The organism is Pedococcus dokdonensis (genome assembly GCF_900104525.1).
In the GTDB taxonomy this organism is placed as follows: Bacteria; Actinomycetota; Actinomycetes; order Actinomycetales; family Dermatophilaceae; genus Pedococcus; species Pedococcus dokdonensis.
In genome coordinates, this window is the sequence record NZ_LT629711.1 from 1,835,235 (window position 1) to 1,850,974 (window position 15,740).

The window sequence follows — 15,740 nt, forward strand, 5'->3', positions numbered from 1 at the left end:
CTATCACCCCGAGAGAAGGCTCCGAACGGGGCTCGGCTCAGGCCTGGCTCGTTGCCCTGGCTCGCTTGGCCGGGAGCCCGATCACGATCGCCGACACCAGCACGATGGCGGCACCGAGCAGCTGCGGCCAGGCCAGGTGCTCGGACAGCACGGCCACGCCCAGCAGCACCGACACCACGGGGATGAGGTAGGTGACCGTGGTGCTGACCGTGGCCCCGGCCCCCCGGACCACGTCGAACTGGAGCATGTAGGCGAGCCCGGTGCCGACGACGCCCAGGGCCAGGACGCAGAGCAGCGGCAGCAGCGCCCCACCGCCGTCGACGTCGACGTGGCCCGACCAGGGCGCGGCGTAGGTGTCGCGGGACACCAGCCACCAGACCAGCAGGACCGGCACCATCAGCGCGGAGCCCACGAGCAGCAGCGCCGTCGGCATCGAGAGCCCACCGAGGTCGGCGCCGCCGAGGAACCGCCGGTTGTAGGTCCAGCCCAGCCCGTAGCAGGCGCCCGCGACGAGCGTCATGCCGAAGCCGAGCAGGTCGGGGCGGCCGGTCGACTCCCAGGGCTGCATGATCACCACGACCCCGATGAAGCCGATCACCACGGCGGCGAGCTTGCGCGGCGAGAGCCGGTCGCTCGGCAGGAGGATCAGCGCGAAGAACACCGCGGCCAAGGGCGTCGTGGCGTTGCCGATGCCGGCGAGTGCCGACGACACCCGCACCTCGCCCGCCGCGAAGAGGCTGAACGGCAGCGCGGTGAGGAACACCCCGGACACCGCGAGGTGACCCCAGACCCGACGCTCCCGCGGCAGCCGCCCGCCGGTCAGGCCGAGCAGCGCCAGCAGGGTGAGCGTGCCGGCGAAGATCCGCAGCGCCGAGATCTGGAGCGGCGCCATGGTGCGCAGCCCGACCTTCATCAACAGGAAGCTGGACCCCCAGATCAGGGCGAGCAGGAGGTACTTCACCTGCCATGGCACCCGGGTCGCCGCGGCGGACGAGGCCGCCGAGCTGATGGGACCGGCCGGTCCGGCGGGGTTGTTGGCGGCGACGCTGGCACTCATGGGCGGGTCAACTCTCGGCTCGTTCGGACCATTCCGCGGCCACGTCGACCGCTGCGCGTTGAACGCGCCAGGCCCCCTCGGGTGTGAGTCCGGGGAGCCCGCAGGCAGGGGTGGCGGTCAGGGCGCCGAGCCCGCCGGCCGGCATGCCGGCGTCGGCCCAACCGCGCGCGACGAGGTCGGCCGCACTGCCGACGGTGCCGGTGCCGTCGGTGGGCAGGCACCCGGCATACAGGGCCACGCCCTCCTCGACCGTGGCGGCGACGGACTCCCACCGCATGGGGGTGAGACGGGTGACGTCGAGCGCGACGGCGCCGACGCCCGTGGCGCGCAGCAACGGCAACGGTATGGCGGGGTCACAGCAGTGCACGACCGTCGCCGTGCCCTCGGGCGCGGCGGCGAGGACGTCACGCAGGCCGGAGATGGCCGTCTGCGGGTCGACGGCGCGGAGGTGACCGTAGCCGGACGCGGTGGGGAGGCGACCGGCGAGCACGGCGGGCAGTGACGGCTCGTCGAGCTGCAGGACGACGGATGCGCCGGGGACGAGCCGCCGCACCTCGGCGACGTGCTGGCGCACCCCCTCGGCCAGCGACCCGACGAGGTCGCGCACGGCACCCTCGTCGCCGAGCGACTTCTCACCGCGGTTGAGCTCGACGCCGGCGGCGAGGGTGAAGGGACCGGTGACCTGGAGCTTGAGGTCACCCCCATAACCGTCGAACACCTCGGCCAGCTGGTCGAGGTCCTGACGCCAGAGCGAAGCAGTCCGTGCGGAGTCACGGCCGGGGCGGTCGACGAACCGCCACCCGCCCGGCTGCAGGTCGACCGGCAGGTCGACGAGCAGGCCTGCCGCCCGCCCGATCATGTCCGCGCCGGGACCTCGCGCGGGGAGCTCCGGCAGGTAGGGCAGGTGACCGTCGCCGAGGATCTCGCGGACGCCCCGCAGCGCCTCGCCGACGTCGGTGCCGGGGAGGGATCCGATGCCGGTTGCGCGTGCCACGCCCCGAGGCTATCGGCGGGCGACGACACCCGACCCACCGCACCGGTGTCCCCTGCCCGCGCCGGCTCGGGTCGGTGAGCCCGGCACGCGACCTCAGCAGGCGTCGAAGGCGGCGAGGAGCCGCTTCGGGGCGACGCAGCGCCAGGCGTCCTCGACCAACGCCTCGACGTGCGGCCAGTCGATGTCGTCGATGTCGAGGTAGGCGCCGACCCAGCCCCGGTGCCCGACGTAGGGCGGGCGGAAGTAGCGCGCGGGCTCACCCGAGACCAGGGGCGCCTGCACCCCCTCGGGGGCAGCGAGCCAGACCGCGGTCCGGTCGTCGTGGTGGGCCTGCGCGGCCATCACGAAGAGCTTCTTCCCGCCGGCGAACCAACACGGTTCGCCGTGCGACTCCCGCTGCTCGGTCGCCGGGAACGCCAGGCACAGGTCGCGCACCCGCGCGAGCGGTGACCCGTCCCGAATCGCCGCTCGCTGCATACCTATCGCTCCAGCCAGCTCTTCGCGATGGAGGCCGAGCCGACCACCCGCGTCCCGTCGTAGAGGACGACGGACTGACCGGGCGCGACGCCGCGGATCCGCCCCGACAGCCGGACCTCGACGTCGTCGCCGGAGGCCCACGCCTGCGCCGGCACCTCCTCGCCGTGGGCACGCACCTGCGCCCCGACCTCGACTACACCCTCGGGGGGCGGACCGCACCAGCGGGCGTGGTCACCCCGGATCGCGTTGACCCCCAACAGGTCTGACGTGCCGATCATGACCCGGTTGCTGGCGGCGTCGACCCCCACGACGTAGCGCGGGTCACCGTCCATGTGCGAGCGGTCGAGCCCGAGCCCGCGCCGCTGGCCGACGGTGTAGGCGTAGGCGCCCTGGTGCGACCCGACGACCTCACCGGAAGCCGCGTCGACGATCTCGCCCGGCTGCTCCCCCAGCCTCGAGGTCAGCCAGCCCTTGGTGTCGCCGTTGGCGATGAAGCAGATGTCGTGGGAGTCGGGCTTGCTCGCGACGTAGAAGCCGCGCTCCTTCGCCTCGGCGCGGATGTCGGGCTTGGTGGTGTCGCCCAGCGGGAAGAACGCGCGGGCCAGCTGGTCGGCGTCGAGCACCCCGAGCACGTAGGACTGGTCCTTGGCGGAGTCGACCGCCCGGTGCAGCTCGCGGCCTCCGTCGGCGCGCTCGACGACCTGCGCGTAGTGCCCGGTGGCGACCGCGTCGAAGCCGAGCGCGACAGCCTTGTCGAGCAGCGCCGAGAACTTGATCTTCTCGTTACAGCGCAGGCAGGGGTTGGGGGTGCGCCCGGCGGAGTACTCCGCGACGAAGTCCTCCATGACGTCGTGCTTGAACCGCGCCGCCATGTCCCACACGTAGAACGGGATGCCGAGCACGTCCGCGACGCGCCGTGCGTCACCGGCGTCCTCGATGGTGCAGCAGCCGCGGGCCGACTCGCGCAGCGTGGCAGCGCTCTGCGACAGGGCCAGGTGCACCCCGACCACCTCGTGGCCGGCGTCGAGCATCCGTCCTGCGGCGACAGCGGAGTCGACCCCGCCCGACATCGCGGCGACGACTCGCATCAGCCGGTCCACCCGGTGGCCCGGCGGGCGCGGTCGATGGCCCCGGGCAGTGCGGCCAGCACGGCATCGACGTCGGCGTCGGTGGACGTGTGGCCGAGGGTCAGCCGCAGGGCGCCCTTGGCCGACTCCTCGGGGATGCCCATCGCGAGCAGCACGTGCGACGGCTGCGGCACGCCCGCCTGGCACGCCGAGCCGGTCGAGCACTCCACGCCGGCGGCGTCGAGCAGGTAGAGCAACGAGTCGCCCTCGCAGCCCGGCACGAGCAGGTGGGCGTTGCCCGGCAGCCGGTGTATGCCGTCGCCGGCCTCCCACGCGCCGGTCACCGTGATGTCGTAGTCGAGGTCCACGGCCGACGAGACCAGCCGGTCGCGCAGGGCCAGGAGCCGAGGCGTCTCGGTGGGCTCCGACCGCACCGCCTCCTCCATGGCCACCGCGAAGGCGCGGATGGCGGGGACGTCGAGGGTGCCACTGCGGATCTGGCGCTCCTGTCCCCCGCCGAAGCTCTGCGGCACGACGACCGCGTCGCGGCGCACCAGGAGCGCACCCACCCCCAGCGGTCCACCGACCTTGTGGCCGGTGACCGTCATGAGGTCGGCCCCGGAGGCGGTGAAGTCGACCGGGAGGTGGCCGGCGGCCTGGACGGCGTCGGTGTGGAACGGCACCCCGAACTCGTGGGCCAGCGCGGCGATCTCGGCCACCGGCTGCACGGTGCCCACCTCGTTGTTGGCCCACATCACGGTGACCAGGGCGACGGAGTCGGGGTCCTCCTCGATCGCAGCACGCACGGCCCCGGTGGTGATGAACCCGGCCGGGTCGGGTTCGACCCAGGTGACCTTGGCGCCTTCGTGGCTGACCAGGTGCTCCACGCAGTCGAGGACGGCGTGGTGCTCGATCGAGCTGCAGACGATCCGGATGCGGGCCGGGTCGGACTCGCGCCTGGCCTCGAACGTCCCGGCCACGGCCAGGTTGTCCGACTCGGTGCCGCCCGAGGTGAAGACGACCTCGGACGGGCGAGCGCCCAGGGCCTTCGCCAGCCGCTCGCGAGACTCCTCGACGACCCGCCGGGCCATCCGCCCAGAGGTGTGCAGCGAGGAGGCGTTGCCGGTGGTGGCCAGCTGGTCGGCCATCGCCGCGATGGCCGACGGCAGCATCGGCGTGGTGGCGGCATGGTCGAGGTAGGCGGTCACTGACGAAAGTTTACGCGTCAATCGTCGTCGTGCCGCGCCGAGTCCATCCGCCCGCCGCACCAGTCCTGACCAACCCTTTACCCGCGAGTACGTAACCGGGCCCACAGTGTCTCGTTGCACACGGCATACCGACCATCGCCGTAGCTGGTCAGCCACGAAGGGAACGTTGAGACCCATGCACACCGTGAAGAGAACCCGGGCCGTCGTCGCGACGGTGGCCACGGCCGCCCTCGCCGCCGTGGCCCTCGCCACGCCGGCCTCCGCCGGCCTGCTCCCCAGCGGCAACACCCTGGCCCCCGTCCAACCGTGGCTGGCCTCCCAGCTGAGCGTGCTCAAGGCCGCCACCCCCACGACCGTGCTGGTGCACGGCACCGACACGGCAGCCGCCACGAAGGCCGTGCAGGCCGTCGGGCTGCGCAAGGTGACGTCGTTCGACAAGGTCGGCGTGGTCGTCGCGACCGGGCTGCCCGCCCAGGTGCAGCTCGTCCGCTCCCAGCCCGGCGTCACCTACGTCGAGGGCAACCAGCCCATCGAGATGCTCCTGTCGACCTCCAACAAGGCGACCCGGGGCGACGAGGCGCGCAACACCCTCACCGGCGCCAACGGCACCGCACTCGACGGCAAGGGTGTCTCGGTCGCGGTGATCGACTCCGGCGTCGACCCGACCCACCCGTTCCTGCAGAACGCCGACGGCACCAGCGCCGTGGTGAAGAACCTCAAGATGCTCTGCGAGCCGCTGACCGAGAGCACCTGTGCCCCGGTCGACGCGGGCTCGCTCAACACCGACCTCCTCTCGGTCGGCGGCCACGGCATGCACGTCAACGGGATCGTCGCCGGACGCGACATCACGCTCCCGGACGGCACGAAGATGCACGGCGCCGCCCCGGGCGCCAGCCTGGTCAGCATCAGCACCGGCGCGGTGCTGTTCATCATCGGCGCCGACGCAGCGCTCAACTGGGTGCTGGAGAACCACGCCGCGCCGTGCGGCGCCGGCGTGCCCGCGAGCACCTGCCCGCCGATCAAGGTGACCTCCAACTCCTACGGCCCCACCGGTGGTGGCGCGTTCGACCCGAACTCGGCCACCGTGAAGATCCAGCGCGAGCTGGTGAAGGAGGGCGTGGTCAGCGTCTGGGCCAACGGCAACGACGGCGGTGACGGCTCCGAGGACCTGTCCAACCCGCCCGGCAAGGACCCGACCCCCGGCATCCTCTCGGTCGCCTCGTTCTACGACCAGGACACCGGCACCCGCGACGGCACCGTCTCCGACTTCTCCAGCCGCGGCAAGGCCGGCGACCTGTCCACCTACCCCGACATCTCCGCCCCGGGTGAGAGCATCACCAGCTCGTGCCGGATCTACCTGCCGATCTGCACCACCGGTGGCGACGTGATCGACGGCGGCAACTACAACACGATCAGCGGCACCTCGATGGCCACCCCGCACATCTCGGGCATCGTGGCGCAGCTCTTCCAGGCCAACCCCTCGGCCACCCCGGCGCAGGTCGAGGCGGCCCTGGAGTCCACCGCGTACAAGTACACCGACGGTGCCGCCTACGAGGCCGGCACCAACGGCACGACGAGCTTCGACAAGGGTCACGGCCTGGTCGACGTCGTCGCCGCCGCCAACGCTGTGCGCTGACAGCCCAGCGCACAGCGCGACGTCCCCGGACCCGTGAGGGGGATCCCGGGGACGTCGCACCCGCCGCCGCCGCGACCCAACCCCGCAGACGGCAGCGCAGACCCCCAGGATCGCGCGTGGTCCTGGGGGTCTGTCCGTGCTGCTGGGTGGGGGTCAGCCCTTGGCTGCGTTGACCGCCTCGGTGGCCTGCGGGAGGACCGTGAAGAGGTCGCCCACGACGCCGAAGTCGACGAGCTCGAAGATCGGCGCCTCCTCGTCCTTGTTGACCGCGACGATGGTCTTCGAGGTCTGCATGCCGGCCCGGTGCTGGATCGCCCCGGAGATGCCGCACGCGACGTAGAGCTGCGGCGACACCTGCTTGCCGGTCTGCCCGACCTGCGAGGTGTGCGGGTACCAGCCGGCGTCGACGGCGGCGCGTGAGGCGCCGACCGCGGCACCGAGCGAGTCGGCGAAGGTCTCGACCGGCGAGAAGTCACCGCCGGTGCCACGGCCCCCGGAGACCACGATGGCGGCCTCGGTCAGCTCGGGACGGCCGGTGGCCTCCTTGGGCTTGGACTCGGTCACCTTCGCGGCCTTCGCGGCGTCGGAGATGGTCGGCTCGAAGGCCTCCTCGGCAGCCGCACCCGCGGCCTCCTCGGGGGTCGCCGAGTTGGGCTTGACCGTGACGATGGGCGTGCCCTTCGTGACGGTGGCCTTGACGCTGTAGGAGCCGGCGAAGACGGACTGCGTGGTGCTGACCCCGCCGCCCTCGCCCGCCTGCACGTCGACGGCGTCGGTGATCAGGCCGGAGTCGGTCTTGATCGCCAGACGGGCCGCGATCTCCTTGCCGGCCGAGTTGCTCGGGATGAGCACCGCGGCGGCGGAGGTCTTCTCGACCAGCTGTGCGAGCAGCTCGGCCTGGGGGGCGACGAGGTAGTCGGTGACGTCGGCGCTCTCGACGCGGTAGACCTTCTCCGCACCGAACTTGGCCAGCGTCTCCTTGGCCGCGTCGAACCCGTCGCCGACGAAGACGGCGCTGGGCTCGCCGAGGCGGCGGGCGATGGTCAGGAGCTCTGAGGTCGTCTTGCGGACGGTGCCGTTCGCGTGGTCGACCAGGACAAGTACTTCAGCCATGGGGTTTCCTTCCTCTCTGGCCGGCTCAGACGAACTTCTGCGCGGTCAGGAACTCCGCGAGCTTGGTGCCGCCGTCACCCTCGTCGGTGACGATCTGGCCCTGCTCGCGCGGCGGACGCTTGGTGAACGACTCGACCTTGGTCCAGGCGGCGTCGAGACCGACCTGCGACGCGTCGACGCCCAGGTCGGCGAGCGCCCACTCGTCGACGGGCTTCTTCTTCGCGGCCATGATCCCCTTGAACGAGGGGTAACGCGGCTCGTTGATCTGGTCGGTGACCGACACCAGCGCGGGGAGCGTGGCGACGATGGTCTCGGACGCTGCGTCGCCGTCACGGCGGATCGTCACGGTGGAGCCGTCGACGGTCAGCTCGGAGGCGAAGGTCACCTGCGGCAGCCCGAGGCGCTCGGCCAGCATCGCCGGGACGACGCTCATCGTGCCGTCCGTGGAGGCCATGCCGGTGATCACGAGGTCGGGACTGCCGATCTTCTTGACCGCTTCGGCGAGGACCAGCGACGTGGCCACGGCGTCGGAGCCATGGATCGCGTCGTCCTTGACGTGCACGGCCTTGTCGGCACCCATCTGCAGCGCCTTCTTCAATGCGTCGGCAGCCTGGTCGGGTCCGACGGTGACCACGGTCACCTCGCCCTCACCGGCCTCGACCAGCTTGAGGGCCTCTTCGACGGCGTACTCGTCGAGCTCGGAGAGCAGTCCGTCGACGCCCACCCGGTCGGTGGTGTTGTCGGAGTCGTTGAACGTGCGGTCGGACTGTGCGTCCGGCACGTACTTCACGCAGACGACGATGTTCATGCGCTGATCGTCCCCTTCTTGGAATGGTTGCCAGTGGGATCGCTGTGGATCACGACAGCGGGTCAGGTGCCATCCTTACAGCCCGTGCCCGAAATCCACACGCCAGCACCGCGTGACGCTCACCACGAGCAGCGTGCGGCAAGCACCCCGCACGCCCGAGGAGGTGACGGTGCCCACACCGCTGACCATCACCGGTGAGCGCACTGCGCCCGGGATCTGGCACGAGAACTACTGGTTCCGCCGGCACGAGGCCGGGTATGCCGCCGTGCCCGGCTGGGTGCCCACGGCGCCCTCCGTGGTCCTCGACGCCGGCTGCGGCGAGGGGTATGCCGCCGGGCTCATCCACGGCGCGTGGCCGGCGGTGCTGGTGGTCGGGGTGGACTACGACGCGGCGACCACCGCGCACGCTGCCCGGACCCACGGGGGCCAGCGGGCGGCATACCTGCGCGGTGCGCTGACGGCGCTCCCCCTCCCGGACGGGGTCGTCGACGTGACGGTGTCGCTCCAGGTGCTGGAGCACATCTGGACGCCGGGCGACTACGTGCGCGAGCTGGCCCGGGTGACCCGGCCGGGTGGAGTGGTCGTCGTCTCGACCCCCAACCGGCGCACCTTCTCGCCCGGGCTCGGCCGGCGCGAGAAGCCGGCGAACCTCTACCACTGCCGCGAGTACGACGCGCAGGAGCTGGGCGAGGAGCTGGTCCGATGGCTGCCCCGCGCGGCGGTCGAGGTCGTGGGGCTGGGGCCCGGCGACCGGCTGACCGAGTGGGAGTCCGCGCACGGTTCGGTCGTCACCGCGCAGCAGGCGACCGAGCCAGACCAGTGGCCGCTGGGGCTGCGCGAGGCGGTGGCTGCGGTGACCGCGGCGGACTTCGTGCTGGGCGAGCCCGACGACGCGAGCCTCGACCTCTTCGCGGTGCTGCGACTGCCACCCCGCAATACGGCGGTTGCGTCGCCTTCCGACCGGCAATAACCGGGCGGAAGGCGACGCAACCGCCGTATTGCGGGGCCTGCTGGACTTGGGTCAGCCGTCGTCGACGGTGCGGCGGCTCGTCTTGAGCTGGCCGCGGCGCTTCTTGCTGTCGACCCGGCGGCGCTGCGAACCCAGGGTCGGGCGGGTGGGCCGCCGGGTCGGCGGGTCGGGGGCGGCTGCCTCGCGCAGGATCGCTGTCAGCCGGTGCCGGGCGGCGACGCGGTTCTGCCGCTGTGACCGGTGCTCGGAAGCCACGACGAGGAGCCGGCCGCCCACGAGCTGTGCGGCGAGCCGGTTGAGCAGCCGGTCGCGGGTGGCCTCGGGCAGGGCCGCCACCGCCCGCGAGGTGGATGGGTCGAAGTCGAGCTCGACGCGGCTGTCGGTGGTGTTGACGCCCTGACCGCCCGGTCCCGATGCCCGGGAGAACCGTTCGACCAGCTCACCCGCGTCGATGACCAGGCCGCGCGGCAACCCGGGACCCGGCGGCACGGTGAGGGCGGCGCCCGGCTGCGGTCGGGTGCCTTGTCCGGCGATCACGGCAGGAGGCGCAGCTCGTTGCCGTCGGGGTCGGCCAGCGCGGTGCCCCCACCCTCCGCGGCAGCGTCGACGCCCGCTTCGTCGATGACCGTGGCACCGAGCGAGACCAGCCGCTCGACTTCGGTCGCGTGGTCGCCGACCGGTGCGAGCAGGAGCCGGGTGCGGTTGCGACCGGGCTTGGGGGCCAGCGGCGGCCCGCCCCACGCGACCTTGGTGCCCCCGGCTGGCGACTGGATCGCGGTCTCCTCGTCCTCGTCCCAGACCAGCGGCCAGCCGAGCGCCTCGCTCCAGAACACCCCGACCGCGCGCGTGCCGTCGCAGGCGAGCTCGCCCAGGAAACCGGTGCCCGCGAGGAAGGACGTGCCGGGCGGGATGACGCACAGCTCGTTGCCCTCCGGGTCGGCCAGCACGACGTGCCCCTCCTCGGGCAGCTGCCCGACGTGGAGGTGGCTGGCCCCCAGCTCGAGGGCCCTGTCGACGACGCGTCGCATGTCTGCCTCGTCGCGGCTCGTGAGGTGCAGGTGGGTGCGGTTGGGGCCGACCTTGGTCGAGTCGCTCGCGACGAACCGAAGCCCGACCTGGGTGTCGCCACCGGCCAGCAGATGTCCGCCGGCGCGCTCCTGCACGGGGCGGGCGAGCAGCGACCCCCAGAACTGCGCGAGCGCGGCAGGGTCGTGGGCGTCGAGGTCGAGGGCCACCAGCGTCGAGGACATGCCCTCGACCGTGGCACGGGCCGCCCGCCCGGGCAAACGGTTTCCGATGCCATCGCAACAGTCGACGCCGTCGCAACAGTCGACGCCGTCGCAACAGTCGACGCCGTCGCAACAGTCGACGCCGTCGAAGCCGTCGGCTCTTTCGACGCTTTCGGCGCTGTCGGCCCTGTCGGCGGTCGTGGCTAGGGTCGTCCCGTGGCCGACAAGGACGCCGATCTCGACCCTGCCCTGGTGGCCCGGGTCGCGTCGATCTGCCTGGCGTTGCCCGAGACCCACGAGCAGGACGCCTGGATCGGGGTGCGGTGGCGCATCCGGCAGCGGACCTTCGCACACCTGGCGCACGTCGACCCCAGTGGTGGCTCGGTGTTCGGGCTGGCCGCCCGTCTGGGCACACCGGCCGACGTCATCACCTTCCGGTCAGCGGGTGCCGAGCTCGACGCACTGGTCCACTCCGGCCTGCCGTTCTACAAGCCCGACTGGAGCCCCAGCGTCGTCGGGATGGTCGTCGACGCCCGCACCGACTGGGAAGAGGTCACCGAGCTGTTGACCGACAGCTACTGCCTGATGGCCCCCAAGAAGCTGGCCCGCCTCGTCCAACCGCCCTCCTGAGTGGTGCGGCAGACTGGTGGCTTGTGACTCCACCGGTGCCGGGCGCCTTCTGCCTCGTCCTGCACTCCCACCTGCCCTGGCTCCCCGGACACGGCGTCTGGCCGCTCGGTGAGGAGTGGCTGTTCCAGGCCTGGGTCGAGTCCTACGTGCCGCTGGTGGCGGAGCTGGACTCCCTTGCCGCAGAGGGACATCGCGACGTCCTCACCCTCGGGGTGACTCCCGTCCTCGCAGCCCAGCTCGACGACCCGCGGATGCGCCGCGACGCGGCGACCTGGGCCGGCCTGTGGGCGATGCGGGCGCGCGAGATGGGCTTCGACCGCGACCCCAGCCGCCGGGCGGCTGCTGAGCGCGAGTATGCCGCCGCCTCCGACGCAGCGGCCAGGCTCGCCACCCGGTGGGGTGCGGGCGCGTCGCCGGTGCTGCGTGGTCTGCGCGACGCGGGGGTGGTGGAGCTGCTCGGCGGCCCTAGCGCGCACCCCTTCCTGCCGCTGCTGCTGCCGGAGCTTGCCCACCTCGCCCTCCAGGCCGGGCTGGCCGACAGCACCTGGCGGCTGGGCACCCGACCCCGCGGGATCTGGTCGCCGGAGTGTGGCTGGCACCCCGGGCTCGCCGCGACGTTTCGCGACGCGGGGGTGGGGCACTTCGTGGTCGACGAGCAGACCGTCCGTGACTCCGGCGGGCACCCGCACGCAGCCTGGCGGGTGGCGGGCACGGACGTCGTCGCCGTCCCCCGCAACCTCGAGGTCACCAACCTGATCTGGTCCTCTCGCAGCGGCTACCCGGCCTCCCCCGTCTACCGGGACTTCCACGCCCGCGAGGAGTTCACCGGCATCCGCCTCTGGGCGATCACCGAAGCCGACGTCACTGTGGACCGCAAACGGGCCTACGACCCCGCCGAGGCCGCGCACCAGGTCGACCACGACGTGGCCCACTTCGTCGACGCGGTGCGCGACCAGCTGCTCCACGCGCACGAGGTGCGCGGCGAGCCGGGGCTGGTCGTCGCGGCATACGACACCGAGCTGTTCGGGCACTGGTGGCACGAGGGGCCCGCGTTCCTCGGGAAGGCGATCCGGGCGCTGCGGCGGGCGGGCATCACGGTGAGCACGCTGGAGCAGGCCGTGGGCAACGGCCACGTCGCCGGTGACCTGGACCTCGCGCCGGGCTCGTGGGGCGCGGGCAAGGATTACTCGGTGTGGGACGGTCCGGCGGTTCGCCAGATCGCCCACGAGAACGAGTGGTTGCAGCGCCGCTGGCTCGACGTGCTCGCCCGGGAGCGCGCCGCCGGCCGGCTGTCGAACCGGCGCCCCGACCTCGACCAGCTGCTGCAGACCCTCTGGCACGCCCTGTCGAGCGACTGGGCGTTCCTCGTCACGAGGGGCCAGTCGGTCGACTACGCGCGGCGCCGCGCCGAGGAGCACCGGCGCGACTTCCACCTGCTGGCCCAGCTGGTCGAGGACGGCCGTCGAGAGCAGGCCGTCGAGGAGGCCCGGCGACAGGGGTTGCAGGACAACGCCTTCCCCGCTCTCGACGCGCGGCTGGGCGTCGTGTCGGTGCCCTGACCGGCCCGTCCGGCTCCGGTCAGGTGCGCTTCTTGACGACCTTGCCCGGTATGCCGGCCACCATCGATCGCGGCGGGTACTCGCCGCGGGCGACGGCCGCGGCCGCGACCACGCTGTGCGCCCCGATGTCGGCACCGCGGGTCACGACCACCTTGGTGCCCAGCCACACGTCGTCACCGATCCGGACCGGCGACTTCACGATTCCCTGGTCCTTGATCGGCACGTCGACTGCGGCCGTCACGTGGTCGAAGTCGCAGACGTAGACGTCGTCACCGAACAGGCAGGCCTGGCCGATCGAGATGTCGATCCAGCAGTTGATCGTGTTGCGGATGCCGATCACGGACTTCGCGCCGATCCGCAGCGTGCCCTCGTGCGCGCGAACCCTGGAGTGCGCCCCGAAGTGCGTGTAGGCACCGACCACCAGTCGCCCGTAGCCCTCGCGCACCTCGAACCGCACGTCCGGGCCGATGAAGCACGGGCCCTCGAAGCGCAGCGACGGGTAGCGCGCGCTCGCCCGGGCCATCCGCAGGTAGCTCGCGAGGTGGTGCCGCGTGAAGGCCCGGTGGGTCATCGCCCAGCCCACCCAGCGCACCCAGGCCACGGGCCGGGGCAGGCCGGCCGGCCCGTGCTCGCCGTGGTCGGCGGGCGACATGTCCGCATTGGCTGCAGAGGTCACGAGGTGGCTCGTCTCGGTGGTCGGCGGGCTGCCTCAGCCCGGCTTCACGCCGGTGATGCCGACGTTGTAGAAGAACCTGGCCGGGACCGCCCTGGCCAGGACCCGGTCGACGGCGGACAGCCGCTTCCACGAGCCGTAGGCGAACCTGGCCCAACCCCACCCGAGCGCCCCGGGCTTGACCGCCGCCTCGAACGTGCGGACCGGCCACCCGAGGAAGGCCGCGGTCAGCTCCTCGGTCCTGGTGCGCACGCCGACCGCGCCGGCCAGGAAGGCGGTGCGGGCCAAGGCCTGCGGGTCGAAGGTGTGCAGGTCGACGACGGCTTCGAGGGCCGCCGCCCGCGACGACTCGTCGAGCGCCTCGCGGTCCTTGGCCCAGGCGTCACGCAGCGGCGGGAGGTGGGTGATCGCGGTGGTCGCCTTCCAGGTCACCCGACCGAGCTGGCGGGCGTACCAGTCGCCCACCGTTGTGGGCTCCCCCGCGATGACGAACCGGCCCCCGGGCTTGAGCACCCGCAGGATCTCGCGGAAGGCGGCCTCGACGTCGGGGATGTGGTGGATCACGGCGTGCCCGACGACGATGTCGAAGGTGTTGTCGTCGTAGGGGATCCGCTCCGCATCCGCCACCCTGCCCTGCACCGTGAAGCCGAGCGACTCGGCATTCGCCCTGGCTGCCTCGACCATGCCCGGGGACAGGTCGGTCACGTGCACCTCGTCGAGGATCCCGGCCCGCTTGAGGTTGAGCGAGAAGAAGCCGGTGCCCGCGCCCAGCTCGAGTGCCGTGCCGTAGGGCAGCGGGTCAGGGGTGCCGGTGATCGCGTGGAAGCGGTCGCGGGCGTAGTCGACGCAGCGCTCGTCGAAGGAGATCGACCACTTGTCGTCGTAGGTCTGTGCCTCCCAGTCGTGGTAGAGCACCTGGGCGAGCTTGTTGTCGGAGAACGCGGCAGCGACCTGCTCCGCCGTCGCGGCCCCACCCGGGGTGGACGACATGGTCAGGCGCCCTCGAACTTCGCCTTGCCCGGGCCGTTCTCCACGAACGACTTCATGCCGATCTCACGGTCCTTCGTCGCGAAGAGCCCACTGAACAGCATCCGCTCGATCTCCAGCCCGGTCTCGAGGTCGGTCTCGAGCCCGCGGTCGATGGCCTCCTTGGCCGCGCGGATCGCGTAGGCGGGTCCACCGACGTACGGCGCCAGTCGCGCCTTCGCGGCGGCATACACGTCCTCGGCCTCCACGACCTCGTCGACCAGGCCGATCGCGAGCGCCTCGTCGGCGGAGACGAACCGGCCCGAGAAGACGATCTCCTTGGCCTTGGCCGGGCCCACCAGTCGCGCCAGCCGCTGGGTGCCGCCGGCGCCGGGGATGATGCCGAGCAGGATCTCGGGCTGGCCGAGCTTCGCGTTCTTCGCGGCGACCCGGAAGTCACAGGCCAGCGCGACCTCGCAGCCGCCCCCGAGGGCGTAGCCGGTGATCGCGGCCACGGTCGGCTTGGGGATGCGGGCGAGGGTGCGGGTGAAGTCCTGGAGCGCGCCGGAGTGGTCGGCCATGTCCGTGTAGGACATCTGCTCCATCTCCTTGATGTCGGCCCCTGCGGCGAAGACCTTCTCGCCGCCGTAGAGCACCACACCGGAGACGTCGCGGCGCTGCCCGGCCTCGATCGCCGCCGCCGAGAGGGCGGCCTGGACCTCGGCGTTCAGGGCGTTCATCGGCGGGCGGTTCAGCCGGATGGTGGCGATGCCGCCCTCGACCTCGAGCGAGACGACCCCTGCGGAGGTGCCGGCGCCGGTGCTGCCGTCACTCATGCGGGGTCTCCCCCGGGAGCCGGCTGGCCGGCGCCGGGACCGGTGTCCTCGCCCCCGCCCATGATCCGCTCGTGCCACATCTGGACACCGGCGAGCACCAGCTGGATCGAGATGTTGACGAGGGCGGGGACGTCGCTGTTCTGGTCGACGATGTGCTCGCTCGTCACCACGAGGGTGTCGTTGGCGAGGCCTGCCTTGACCACGTTCATCTGCAGGGTGATCTCGTTGCAGGTGGCCAGGCGGGTCAACGGGTCGCTGGGCACGGCGTCGCTGACGGCCCACTGACCGAAGACGCGCATGATCTGGAAGTCACCCTCCGTGCACCGCACGAACAGCTGCTGGTCCTGCACCGTGAACGCGACGTCGCCGTCGTTGTCCACGTTGGGCGCCAGGGACTGGTCGATCAGCGCGTCCAGGACCCGGCCACGCAGGGGGTGTTCGTTCGCGGGCGGCGGGAAGTTGGGCAGCGAAGTCGGATCCGTCATGTGCCCAACCGTAACCACTGCCTAGGCTGAGG

17 protein-coding genes are annotated in these 15,740 nt (G+C 72.1%); 4 read left to right on the forward strand and 13 right to left on the reverse strand.

All coding sequences use genetic code 11. The features are described 5' to 3' along the window. Positions 1-37: 37 nt before the first annotated feature. From BLQ34_RS08795 to BLQ34_RS08815, 5 genes are all read right to left on the reverse strand, one after another. The gene (locus tag BLQ34_RS08795) at positions 38-1,057 is read right to left on the reverse strand and encodes a DMT family transporter (protein WP_091784166.1); all 1,020 of its coding nucleotides are present in this window, start codon (positions 1,055-1,057) and stop codon (positions 38-40) included. Positions 1,058-1,064: 7 nt separating this feature from the next. Continuing rightward, positions 1,065-2,051, reverse strand: a complete 987-nt coding sequence (locus BLQ34_RS08800; RefSeq protein ID WP_091784169.1) for a uroporphyrinogen decarboxylase/cobalamine-independent methonine synthase family protein — start codon at positions 2,049-2,051, stop codon at positions 1,065-1,067. Between the two features lie 93 nt (positions 2,052-2,144). Beyond that, entirely contained in the window at positions 2,145-2,528 is a 384-nt protein-coding gene (locus BLQ34_RS08805) for an MmcQ/YjbR family DNA-binding protein (protein ID WP_091784171.1), read from the reverse strand. 2 nt (positions 2,529-2,530) lie between these two features. Next, on the reverse strand, positions 2,531-3,616 hold the full coding sequence (gene mnmA, locus BLQ34_RS08810; protein ID WP_091789647.1) for a tRNA 2-thiouridine(34) synthase MnmA: 1,086 nt from the start codon (positions 3,614-3,616) through the stop codon (positions 2,531-2,533). Continuing rightward, positions 3,616-4,803, reverse strand: a complete 1,188-nt coding sequence (locus BLQ34_RS08815; RefSeq protein ID WP_197674806.1) for a cysteine desulfurase family protein — start codon at positions 4,801-4,803, stop codon at positions 3,616-3,618. Before BLQ34_RS08815 ends, mnmA begins: the two co-directional genes overlap by 1 nt. 175 nt (positions 4,804-4,978) lie before the next feature. Here BLQ34_RS08815 and BLQ34_RS08820 point away from each other — a divergent pair, with 175 nt between their 5' ends. Then, positions 4,979-6,439 carry a S8 family peptidase gene (locus BLQ34_RS08820; protein ID WP_091784176.1) on the forward strand — a complete coding sequence of 487 codons (1,461 nt, stop codon included), beginning with the start codon at positions 4,979-4,981 and terminating at the stop codon, positions 6,437-6,439. A 153-nt stretch (positions 6,440-6,592) separates the two neighbouring features. Here BLQ34_RS08820 and BLQ34_RS08825 read toward each other — a convergent pair whose 3' ends face one another. Together BLQ34_RS08825 and BLQ34_RS08830 are read right to left on the reverse strand one after the other, a co-directional pair. Beyond that, positions 6,593-7,552: an electron transfer flavoprotein subunit alpha/FixB family protein gene (locus tag BLQ34_RS08825; RefSeq protein ID WP_091784178.1), complete on the reverse strand. Its 960-nt coding sequence runs from the start codon at positions 7,550-7,552 to the stop codon at positions 6,593-6,595. 25 nt (positions 7,553-7,577) lie between these two features. After that, positions 7,578-8,360: an electron transfer flavoprotein subunit beta/FixA family protein gene (locus BLQ34_RS08830; RefSeq protein ID WP_091784181.1), complete on the reverse strand. Its 783-nt coding sequence runs from the start codon at positions 8,358-8,360 to the stop codon at positions 7,578-7,580. Positions 8,361-8,529: 169 nt separating this feature from the next. Between BLQ34_RS08830 and BLQ34_RS08835 the strand changes: the two genes are divergently transcribed. Then, complete coding sequence (locus BLQ34_RS08835) at positions 8,530-9,330, forward strand: class I SAM-dependent methyltransferase (RefSeq protein WP_197674807.1); 801 nt, start codon at positions 8,530-8,532, stop codon at positions 9,328-9,330. A 51-nt stretch (positions 9,331-9,381) separates the two neighbouring features. Here the strand turns inward: BLQ34_RS08835 and arfB are convergent, their stop codons facing one another. Both arfB and BLQ34_RS08845 read right to left on the reverse strand, forming a co-directional pair. After that, positions 9,382-9,867, reverse strand: a complete 486-nt coding sequence (gene arfB / locus BLQ34_RS08840) for an alternative ribosome rescue aminoacyl-tRNA hydrolase ArfB (RefSeq protein ID WP_231961512.1) — start codon at positions 9,865-9,867, stop codon at positions 9,382-9,384. Next, positions 9,864-10,580, reverse strand: a complete 717-nt coding sequence (locus tag BLQ34_RS08845; protein ID WP_091784184.1) for a VOC family protein — start codon at positions 10,578-10,580, stop codon at positions 9,864-9,866. Before BLQ34_RS08845 ends, arfB begins: the two co-directional genes overlap by 4 nt. 195 nt (positions 10,581-10,775) lie before the next feature. On the opposite strand from BLQ34_RS08845, the gene BLQ34_RS08850 reads away from it, so the two are divergent. Both BLQ34_RS08850 and BLQ34_RS08855 read left to right on the forward strand, forming a co-directional pair. Continuing rightward, entirely contained in the window at positions 10,776-11,189 is a 414-nt protein-coding gene (locus BLQ34_RS08850) for an MmcQ/YjbR family DNA-binding protein (protein ID WP_091784186.1), read from the forward strand. Between the two features lie 23 nt (positions 11,190-11,212). After that, positions 11,213-12,748: a 1,4-alpha-glucan branching protein domain-containing protein gene (locus tag BLQ34_RS08855; RefSeq protein ID WP_172829378.1), complete on the forward strand. Its 1,536-nt coding sequence runs from the start codon at positions 11,213-11,215 to the stop codon at positions 12,746-12,748. Between the two features lie 19 nt (positions 12,749-12,767). Here BLQ34_RS08855 and BLQ34_RS08860 read toward each other — a convergent pair whose 3' ends face one another. Genes BLQ34_RS08860 through BLQ34_RS08875 form a run of 4 tightly spaced genes read right to left on the reverse strand, consistent with a single transcriptional unit; the run spans position 12,768 to position 15,708 of the window. Then, entirely contained in the window at positions 12,768-13,424 is a 657-nt protein-coding gene (locus BLQ34_RS08860; protein WP_231961513.1) for an acyltransferase, read from the reverse strand. A 33-nt stretch (positions 13,425-13,457) separates the two neighbouring features. After that, a complete protein-coding gene (locus BLQ34_RS08865) occupies positions 13,458-14,411 on the reverse strand; it encodes a class I SAM-dependent methyltransferase (RefSeq protein WP_091784194.1) in 954 nt (317 codons plus the stop codon). Positions 14,412-14,413: 2 nt separating this feature from the next. After that, on the reverse strand, positions 14,414-15,223 hold the full coding sequence (locus tag BLQ34_RS08870; protein WP_091784197.1) for an enoyl-CoA hydratase/isomerase family protein: 810 nt from the start codon (positions 15,221-15,223) through the stop codon (positions 14,414-14,416). Further along, positions 15,220-15,708 (reverse strand): T3SS (YopN, CesT) and YbjN peptide-binding chaperone 1, encoded by a 489-nt coding sequence (locus tag BLQ34_RS08875; protein ID WP_091784200.1) that lies wholly within the window; start codon positions 15,706-15,708, stop codon positions 15,220-15,222. The genes BLQ34_RS08870 and BLQ34_RS08875 overlap by 4 nt, the downstream gene beginning before the upstream one ends. Positions 15,709-15,740: the final 32 nt, after the last annotated feature.